The 9493-nt window shown below is 45.6% G+C and carries 7 protein-coding genes and 4 tRNA genes; 7 read left to right on the forward strand and 4 right to left on the reverse strand.

All coding sequences use genetic code 11. From position 1 onward, the window contains the following. Positions 1-10: 10 nt before the first annotated feature. Positions 11-643: a hypothetical protein gene (locus tag Q0171_RS05195; protein ID WP_299327454.1), complete on the reverse strand. Its 633-nt coding sequence runs from the start codon at positions 641-643 to the stop codon at positions 11-13. A 90-nt stretch (positions 644-733) separates the two neighbouring features. On the opposite strand from Q0171_RS05195, the gene Q0171_RS05200 reads away from it, so the two are divergent. From Q0171_RS05200 to Q0171_RS05225, 6 genes are all read left to right on the forward strand, one after another. Next, positions 734-2107: an MFS transporter gene (locus Q0171_RS05200; protein ID WP_299327456.1), complete on the forward strand. Its 1374-nt coding sequence runs from the start codon at positions 734-736 to the stop codon at positions 2105-2107. Between the two features lie 112 nt (positions 2108-2219). Continuing rightward, positions 2220-2297: transfer RNA gene (locus Q0171_RS05205), tRNA-Pro, on the forward strand. Positions 2298-2333: 36 nt separating this feature from the next. Next, a tRNA-His gene (locus Q0171_RS05210) sits at positions 2334-2410 on the forward strand. Between the two features lie 6 nt (positions 2411-2416). Next, positions 2417-2493: transfer RNA gene (locus Q0171_RS05215), tRNA-Arg, on the forward strand. Positions 2494-2502: 9 nt separating this feature from the next. Further along, positions 2503-2579: transfer RNA gene (locus Q0171_RS05220), tRNA-Arg, on the forward strand. A gap of 20 nt (positions 2580-2599) precedes the next feature. Then, positions 2600-3994, forward strand: coding sequence for a glycosyltransferase family 9 protein (locus Q0171_RS05225; RefSeq protein WP_299327458.1), 1395 nt, complete (start codon positions 2600-2602; stop codon positions 3992-3994). 182 nt (positions 3995-4176) lie between these two features. Here the strand turns inward: Q0171_RS05225 and ftsZ are convergent, their stop codons facing one another. Genes ftsZ through Q0171_RS05240 form a run of 3 tightly spaced genes read right to left on the reverse strand, consistent with a single transcriptional unit; the run spans position 4177 to position 8291 of the window. Next, positions 4177-5334, reverse strand: a complete 1158-nt coding sequence (ftsZ, locus tag Q0171_RS05230) for a cell division protein FtsZ (protein ID WP_299327460.1) — start codon at positions 5332-5334, stop codon at positions 4177-4179. Between the two features lie 12 nt (positions 5335-5346). Next, positions 5347-6786 carry a cell division protein FtsA gene (gene ftsA / locus Q0171_RS05235; RefSeq protein ID WP_299327462.1) on the reverse strand — a complete coding sequence of 480 codons (1440 nt, stop codon included), beginning with the start codon at positions 6784-6786 and terminating at the stop codon, positions 5347-5349. A 17-nt stretch (positions 6787-6803) separates the two neighbouring features. Then, complete coding sequence (locus tag Q0171_RS05240) at positions 6804-8291, reverse strand: SurA N-terminal domain-containing protein (protein ID WP_299327464.1); 1488 nt, start codon at positions 8289-8291, stop codon at positions 6804-6806. A 186-nt stretch (positions 8292-8477) separates the two neighbouring features. On the opposite strand from Q0171_RS05240, the gene ilvC reads away from it, so the two are divergent. After that, positions 8478-9493, forward strand: a 1016-nt coding sequence (gene ilvC / locus Q0171_RS05245) for a ketol-acid reductoisomerase (protein WP_299327466.1), incomplete at its 3' end; no start/stop codon positions are given.

Raw genomic sequence — 9493 nt, forward strand, 5'->3', positions numbered from 1 at the left:
TTCTCCAGTGTTATTTGCCAGCTTCTTGGCTAACTTGCTCGGTAGTTTTTTCGGTGGTTTGCCCTGGGGCTGGCTCGGCAACTTTCTTGGCAGAATCTGCTTTTATTGCTTTTTGAGCTTCGTTTATTGCGGCTTGCACGGCTTGTTTGATGAGCATTTGTTTGTCTTTTGGCTCGATTTGGACGCTCTCGCCGATGTCTAGGACTTTTTTCCCGCTGGCTTCTAGCATTGCTTTGCCATTAAATGTATAGGTCTTCCCCTCCGCTTTTAGCTCAAGATTTATGGCAAATGTCGCGGTTTTTGTCTCTTTGGCTGTGAGTTTTGTTGTGCTCACAGCTTGATCGAGCTTGCTTTCATAGTTAATATGAGCTGTATAGACTTGATCAAGCTTTTCACATAGTTCAAAAAGTTTAGGGCTGATCTCTTGTGTGATTTGATCAGCTGTGATGTTTAGCTCATTAACCTTGCTTGCTGCAATCTCGACACGATCAATCTGTGCGCATTGTTGCATGGAGACTTGTGGCTCTTGTGCTGGAGCACCTTTCTGGGCAAAACAGCCCCCTAGCAATAGCCCACTTACAGCCAGAGCGGCTACAGGTGTGCATAGGCTTTTTGCGATTATACGAGTGCGTGTGAAAACCATGAAAACTCCTTAAGAATAGATGAGAGTCTAAATATTATATGTTTTTTATAAACATAGATACAATGCCTAGCATGTTATAATTGGGACCTTTTGGCTTTACTTATTTATGATGTCATGCGCGCAATACATGCCAGATTCTGTCTTAGGGCAAGAGAGCCTAAGCCAGAATCTAATCCAGGAGAGTTTATGCACACAGCACATACGCCCAGCACACCGCAGAATCTACCAGAAGCTAGTCCTATACCTAATTCCACATCTGGCACTGGCGGCAATATCACACCTAACACTCCAAAATCAACGCTTGCCACTAGGCTCGCTATTTTTGCTATCGCTTCTACTACCGTGCTTGGTCCTACGATTATCGCGCCAAGTTTGCCTGAGCTTGAAGCGCATTTTGCTAGCATACCACACGCGGATATGCTCTCTAAGCTTATTTTGACACTACCGGCACTATCGATTATGATTTTTTCGCCTCTAGCTGGGTTTGTGTATGCAGCATATAAAAGGCTGCCTATCATCTTTGCTGCGTTGGTGCTATGGAGCGTGGCTGGGGCAAGCGGCTTTATGCTCGATAATCTCTATGCCTTGCTTGTATCGCGCTTTTTCTTAGGGGTCGCCACGGCGTTTTTAGCCACAGGTGTGGGCGTGCTGATAGGGGACTACTACAAAGGCAGGGTAAGAGAAAAGGTCCTTAGCACGCAAAATTTCGCTATGGCGATTGGTGGGGCGATATTCCTTGTGGGTGGGGGAATGCTCGCAGAAATTGGCTGGCGGTTTCCGTTTCTTGCCTATTTAGGTGGGGTTTTTATCCTGCTGTATGTCAAATTCGCACTCTTTGAGCCACAAGCTATCCCACAAGCCCCAAAGGTATCGCACGACTCTTTTGTGCAGCGATTGCGTGCTATGGGGGCTTGGCTCTATAAATTTGCTCCTGTGTATTTTCTAGGATTTTTTGCGATGATGATGTTTAATGTCGTGCCCACACAAATCCCCTTTTTCATCTCCCATATCTTAGAAAAGCCTAATTCTCAAATTGGTATTTCTATGGCTAGCACAAGCTTGGCTATGGCGTTTTTCAGCCTAATGTATAACCGCGTGCGCGCATTTCTCTCTATCAAGCATATTGCTTCTGTCGCGCTTATGCTGATAGGGACGGGACTATTTATCATCGGCTTTTTTTACAATTATACTTCCTTGCTTTTCGCGCTTATGTGTATAGGGGCTGGGCTTGGGCTTATACTCATCAATAATAGCTCGTGGCTCTATATGCTAGCAAGTGATAGCGAGCGTCCTAAGGCGTATGGATTTTTAGCAAGCTTTTTGTTTATGGGGCAGTTTTGCTCGCCTTTTCTCACACAGCCCATTGTCAAAGTCTTTGGGCTTATTGAAATGTTTGTGATTATGGGCTTTGTGCTGTATGGGCTAGCGGTGGTGTTTTTGTTTGTGCGTGCTAAGGCTGCTTAGGGCTATGATTGGTGTATTGTATCCAGAGCTTATCGGGTGATTTACATGGAGATTCTGGCTTGACATTTTTAGAATGCTTTGGCTATAATCGCCGTTTCTAAAATGTTCGGCGCGGGGCGTAGCTCAGTCTGGTTAGAGTACTTGGTTTGGGACCAAGGGGTCGAAGGTTCGAATCCTTTCGCCCCGACCATTTTAGGACTTTCTCTTCTTCTTTAGTTATCTCATGGTGGGTGTAGCTCAGTTGGTTAGAGCATCAGTTTGTGGCACTGAGGGTCGTGGGTTCGAGCCCCATCATCCACCCCATTTTATGCGTTCGTAGCTCAATTGGATAGAGCACCAGACTTCGGATCTGGGGGTTAGGGGTTCGACTCCCTTCGGGCGCACCACCCCAATCTGCGCCCATAGCTCAGCTGGATAGAGCAACGGCCTTCTAAGCCGTAGGCCAGAGGTTCGAATCCTCTTGGGTGCGCCACTGCCCACAAAGGCTACCTCATGAATCAAATCATAGCTAATAATCCAAACACCTATAAAAATCCTCATGGCACAAGTCAGCACACCCTCAAATCCAGCATACAATCCTCACAGAAACCAACAATAATCTGTCTTATCGGTGATAATGTCAATGGGCTAGGTGATAATACCATCGCTCTTGATATGCTGCTAGCTATTAAGAGAATCTATGACTGCTACTTGGTGGTTTTTGCTCGCAATGTGCTTCAGGAGCTGCTTAGTGAGCTGGATATTGTCGATGAGTTTTGCTTGCTCGAAGGCAAGCTCACAAACCCTATCAACAAAACGCATATCAATGCTTATCATGCGCATTATCTTATTACTGGTAGTTGTAAAAAATGGCAGCTGCGTTTCTTGCGCTCCACCAATGTGCGCACGATTATCACGCGCATGAAGCTTGCCACCTTGTTGAGCCCGCGTATCCGCAGTGTGGCAATTTTCAATCGTCATATCACACATCGTGAGACTGGGCTACTCTATGCACGCGCGGTAGATTCTAGGCACTTTGATCGCATGATAGGTTCTGTGGATTATCGCGACTGCATGGTGGCAAATGACAGCACGGCAAGCCGGCAGCGGCGATCTAGGGTGAGGGCAGCTTTGCGCGAGAGTCTTGTTTGGATTGGGCGAGAGGATATTGTGCCAGATTTTGCTTGGGATAAGCAGCTAGAATCTAAAATTGCCTTTACACGAGCGCATCGGTCGCTTGTAGAGTCTAATCGCCCTCACACTTTGCGCAAACTCACGCTAGCAAACATCATGCGAGAATCCAAGCCAGAATCTAGCGTAGATCCCAGGCTAAATCCAAGTGCGCTTAGTGTGAGTGGCTCATCTATGCCGCTGTATTTGATTTTGGTTAATCCTTTTTCTGTCCTTGCGCGATATTCACTTCCGCTACATCTCTGGCTTAGGCTGATTGATAGGATTGGCACACTGCCTTATTGCGTGCCAGTGGTTTGCACTTATGATAAAGTGCATTCGCAGTTTATGGAGGCAATTTGCGCATATGATAGTGCGAGTGAGAATAGCCTGCCAGAATCTAGCCAAGCCACAAACAATCCACAAAACACCAGCACGCACCACCGCTTACAAGAGCGCTGTATCATCTACCGCAATACCAGTTCACTGCTGGATCTCGCAGCGCTTATAGGACAAATGAGCGTAATAATCAGCCCTAGCACAGGAGCATTGCATTTGGCAGCCAATCTCTATACGCCTACGATTGCGCTTTTTCCTAGAGATGATGATATGCGCTGGCGCACGCAGGATAAGCGTTTTTGTTTTCTCCCAAATCCCACAACCACACTTAGCGACGAAGAAGGCGCACAGGTAATTGAGAATATAATTACCATGCTAGAATCTATGCTAAAACTCTAGTGTTGCGATTTTTATAGGCTTAGGTGGTGTGGTAAAATCCAATTCCTTGGCTTATTTTTTTCGGTTGTGCTCATTAGAGATGTCGCGCAGTAGAATCTAGGGATTGATTTTACTGCGTGCTTGGAAAGTATGAGTAGGAGATTCTAGTGCTTTGCTAGGTGCTTAGTAGATTACCCCGGGGCTTAGTCCATTTTATTGCGCTCCCACGCTGGCTTGTCATAATCCACACTCACTTCTTCTCCACCCACGGCAAGCTGTCTAAAAATATCTGGCAAAACCGCTTCCTGCGGCTTAGCAGCCGGCTTTTGTGCTTCCTGCGGTTTGGCGGCACTTTTAGGTGTAGCGATAGTTTTTTCAAACCCTGTGGCAATTACTGTTACGCGCATAGAATCCACAGGGATTTCTTCATCTGTCCTTGTCCCCATAATTACATCAGCTTCACTATCAGCAACCTCATAGACATATTGCATTGCTTCAGTGATCTGCATAAGTGGGAAGTCTGGGTTCATTTCAAAATTTATAATAATACCTTTCGCGCCATTGATGGAAAGATTGTCAAACAGAGGAGATTCTATCGCGTTGCGCAGGGCGTCAATACAGGAGTTTTCTCCAGCACCTTCACCCACGCCCATGAGCGCTAAACCTCTACATTGCATAACCTTGCGCAAATCTGCAAAATCCACATTCATATCTGCGGTGCCGCAGCCTAATATTACGCTTGATATTCCGCTGGCTGCACGCGCGAGAATCTCATCGACATGTGAATAACTCTCTCGATACCCAGTAGCACGCCCAATGGTGGAAAGAATTTTGTCATTTGGGACGACGATATTAGAATCACTTGCCTTGCTTAGCTCATCAAACCCGCGCGCTGCAGTTTTGGCACGCTTTAAGCCTTCAAACACAAATGGTTTGGTGCTGATAGACACGGTGAGTGCCCCCATGTCTTTGGCAATCTGTGCGATCACTGGTGCTGCCCCTGTCCCTGTGCCGCCACCAAGCCCCACACACAAGATAACCATATCTGCACCCTCAAGCTTTTGTTTGATTTCATCGGCACTCTCAAGCGCGGCTTTTTTGCCCACCTCATCATCTGCCCCAGCGCCAAGTCCGCCTGTGAGTCGTTCGCCCAGCTGGATTTTATTGGGCACTGGACAGGCGTGGAGATGCTGATTGTCAGTGTTGGCTATGATAAGCGTAAGATCTTTATGCGTATTCCTGCTATAGAGATGTGTCACCATATTTGATCCACCACCGCCAACACCGATAATGATGATTTTGGCTCCTTTAATTGGCTGATGTTTGAACTCTTGGATTTCTATTTGTGTATCTTGTGTCATCGTGCTTCCTTTCTAAAATAGTCTTTCTGCGAGCTTTGCGATCGTCCGCTTGGCTTTGCCTAATACAGAATCCTGGTCGCTTGCTTTCGTCTCTGGCATATTATACTGCACTCCTTGTGTGAGATCTTCTTTAAGATTGGAGAGGTCTGCATCTAGGATATTTTGAAAATCCCGATTGACATAGGATTGCTGTGTAAATGTAGGCACAGAGCTTTCGGTATTTTTGGCTTCTTTGTGGTAGATTTTACCCATGGAATCGCGCTCGTAATTTGTGCATTTCCCAGCGCCATACCAGACAAGCCCAAGCACTGTGGAATACGCCGGATCGCGCAACTCATCATAGAGACCGGGCATTTCTATTGTTTTTGAAATTCTAGTTGGGATATTGCGGAAAAGTGCTCTAGCAAGCTCGCGAATCCCCTGCATATTCATCATTCCGCCTGTGAGCACGATTCCTGCGCCCAGCCTATCTTTCAACCCACTGCTCTCAATATGTCGTGCGAGCACACCAAATGTTTCAATAACGCGTGCTTTGATGATGGCTTGGGCTTTGGTTAGTGGGACGAAATGCACCGCTTCATCTACGCCTACAGATGGAACTTCAATTTTCTGCTCCTCTATCACATGCCCCTCAATCCCATCAGGACTGCTAGACCTAGAATCTACACTCAAATCCCCATAGCGGATCTTGACTTCTTCTGCGGCAGAGATTTTGGTATTGAGTGTCATAGCCAAATCGCTTGTGATATGGTGCGATCCTACACCAAAGAAATTGTTATATCGCATGGCATTGCCATCGTGGATCATAATCTCACAAGTGCTTCCACCGATGTCGATACACGCTACGCCTAAGTTTTTTTCATCATCGCTAAGCACTGCGATAGAGGAAGCATATGAGGCTAGCACAATATTTTGGATATCAATACCTGCGAGATTGATTGTTTTGCGGAGATTTTCCAAGCTTGAATGCTGGGCAGTAACAATGTGAGCAAATACTTCCAGCCTGCGCCCTGTCATGCCCATTGGGTCTTCGATCTGATCTTGCTCATCAAGCCGAAATTTATAGGGTAGCACATGGATAACATCAAATTCATCAGGGATTGTAGCATTATAAACAGCGTTATTTAGAGCTTTACCAATCTCTTTAATGCCAATTTCATTTTCTGTTACATTATAGACACCAGAGCTTAGTAGGCTCTTGGTATAGGCGCCAGAGACGGAAATGATAGCTTTATTGACAGATTCTGTGCCTTCTGCTTCGCGCTTGGCTTCAGCGACTGCAGCTTTGATGGCTTTGCTTGCTTGATCGATATTGACAACCAAACCCTTTTTAATCCCCTGTGAGCGGTGCTTGCCTACACCAATGATATGTGGCACACCATCGCGGACATTGGCGATCACAGCACAAATTTTGCTCGAACCAATGTCGATGCCTAAGATTGTCTGCTCCAAATTATCCTCCTAGCGCCCTAAATAAATCTCTGGATTTTGTATCGTTTCTCTAAAAACTCAAAAACAAGCTGCGATATAAGTCCAACTTTGACCTCACTCGCCACTGCATCGATATTGATATCATGAGAATCCAGAGAGGTAATTGATTGCGACATTATCCTAAATAGCACAGCATTTTCGCCAATTATAGCATAGTTTGGACTTTTATTGGTATCAAAAATATGCTGCACAAGCCCCATGGAAGTATAGAAATCAAGATCCCCGATTTTATATTGCTGGCGCGCGATTTGCTCTTGGGTGGGCATGCGCACATTGAAAGCCTGCCCCTTGAATGTGCTAAGTCTTGCATTTGCAAGCGTGTTCAGCTCTTTTAATCGTTCTTCGCGCAGAAAATCCTCTTGAATCTCTTTGCGCACCGCTTCGAAGCTTTGTGTCCGTGGAGCGTTTTTTTCGATGATTTTTAGCGTGATGAAATCCTCATTATAAGCAAGTGGCTTTAGCGTGGCTCCAGCGGTGTTAGATTCTAATGCGGCAAGAATCTCGCTACTAAAATCACTAGAATCCTGTGAGATAAGCAACTCTTTGGTATTGGTAGATTTGGATTTTTGTAGCTCGGAGTATTCCTTGAGTGCGGCGATTTTGGCATTTCGCTGCTGGAGTGCTAAGATCACTTGTGGTTTTATAGATTCTGGGATTGTTTTGTCTTCTTGAGTGATGTAGTTTTGCTCATAAAATCTTTGCAGCTCTGCCTCATCATAGGGCTGGAGCTTTGTCTTGGTGATGATAGCTTGGACTTTGTAGCTCGCAGGAGTTTTATATTGCTCCTTGCGCTTCTCCCAAAATGCCTTTAGTGCTTTTTCATCGAGCTTTATAGGGAGACTTGCGCCATGGATAATGCTAATCTCAATCTTATCTTGTAGCCCGAAGCTAAAGCCTATGGATTCTCGCTCGATCGCCGTAGTAGGCAGCGATCCAGCGCTTACGACTTGTGGGAAAAGCAGCGCGATAATTTTTTGCTCAAGCATCTTGTCTCGCACCCATTCTTCAAATATCTGCTTGCTCATACCAAGCGAAGCGATGTAGCTATCATACTTTTGCATATCCAGCACGCCATCGCTTTGTAAAAATGCAAAATCTTTATTGCTACTGATTGTGCGCGCAAGCTCCTCATCACTCACGCGCAAACCCAAATCAAGTGCATAGTTGCGGATAAGCGCATTTGAGATGAGCTGATTTAGCACTTGGGAGTCTAGTCCCATTGCTTTAGCTTGAGCTTCGTCTAGGTTTCCGCCTAGTCGGGCATTGCGAGCTTCAAATTCGCGTTGATACGCTTGTGAGAATTCTGTCTTGCTTATTGTGATTTTCCCGACCTTGGCTACGGAGTTGCCGGAGAGTGAGTAGTCATACATTCCCCATGCAAACCCGCCAGCCCCGATAAATGCGATCGCTGCGATCCAAATTGTAACAACAAGCCATTTTTTATGTTTTTGCATCCATTCAATCATTTGCCACCTAAGTCCTACTCATGCGATAAATTCCGCGCATTATAGCACAAGAATCTAAAAATGCCCGCTTCTATGATTGCTCTTTATATATAAGTCAAACTAGCTTCAAAAACTATCGCAATATTTAGCTATAATCTCGCGCTAACCTAGATTCTCACGAGAATCTAAACTAAAAGGAGCGACACAATGGCATTACAAGTATATTACGATAAAGATTGCGATTTAGGACTTATTCAAAAGAAAAAGGTAGCCGTCATTGGCTTTGGGAGTCAGGGACACGCACACGCGGAAAACTTACGAGATTCTGGCGTTGAAGTTATTATTGGGCTGTATAAGGGCGGCTCTAGCTGGGCTAAGGCAGAGGCAAAGGGTTTTAGGGTGCTAGAAGTAGCTGCGGCGACAAAAGAAGCCGATGTGATTATGATCCTAATCCCAGATGAGCTGCAAGCTGATGTATTCACACAGGATATTAAGCCAAATTTGAGTGAAGATAAAATCATCGCCTTTGGACACGGCTTTAATATTCATTTCGGACAGATTCAAGCTCCAAAGGGTGTGGGCGTGATAATGGTTGCCCCTAAAGCCCCGGGTCATACGGTTAGAAGCGAGTTTGTCAAAGGTGGTGGAATCCCAGATCTAATCGCTGTGGAGCAAGATACAAGCAGGGGCGATGCAAAGGCGATTGCCCTAAGCTATGCAAGTGCGATTGGCGGGGGCAGAAGTGGCATTATAGAGACAACTTTTAAAGATGAGACAGAGACAGATCTCTTTGGCGAGCAAGCCGTGCTTTGCGGTGGGGTAACTAGCCTTGTAAAAGCGGGGTTTGAAACGCTCGTAGAAGCGGGATACCCTGAAGAGATGGCGTATTTTGAGTGTTTGCACGAGCTAAAGTTGATTGTAGATTTAATCTATGAGGGGGGCTTAGCAAATATGCGATACTCTATCTCAAATACCGCAGAATATGGCGATATGGTAAGCGGTCCTAGAGTGATAAACGCAGAATCTAAACAGGCGATGAAAGAGATTTTAAAAGATATACAAGAGGGACGCTTTGCTAAGGACTTTATTTTGGAGCGAAAAGCTGGGTATGCGAGAATGAATGCGGAGAGAAAGAATCTAAACGCGCATAAAATTGAAAAAGTCGGCGGCAGGCTAAGGGCGATGATGCCTTGGATTGGCGCAAATAAACTTGTGGATAAGGA

This window comes from uncultured Helicobacter sp., assembly GCF_937906905.1.
Classification (GTDB): Bacteria; Campylobacterota; Campylobacteria; order Campylobacterales; family Helicobacteraceae; genus Helicobacter_B.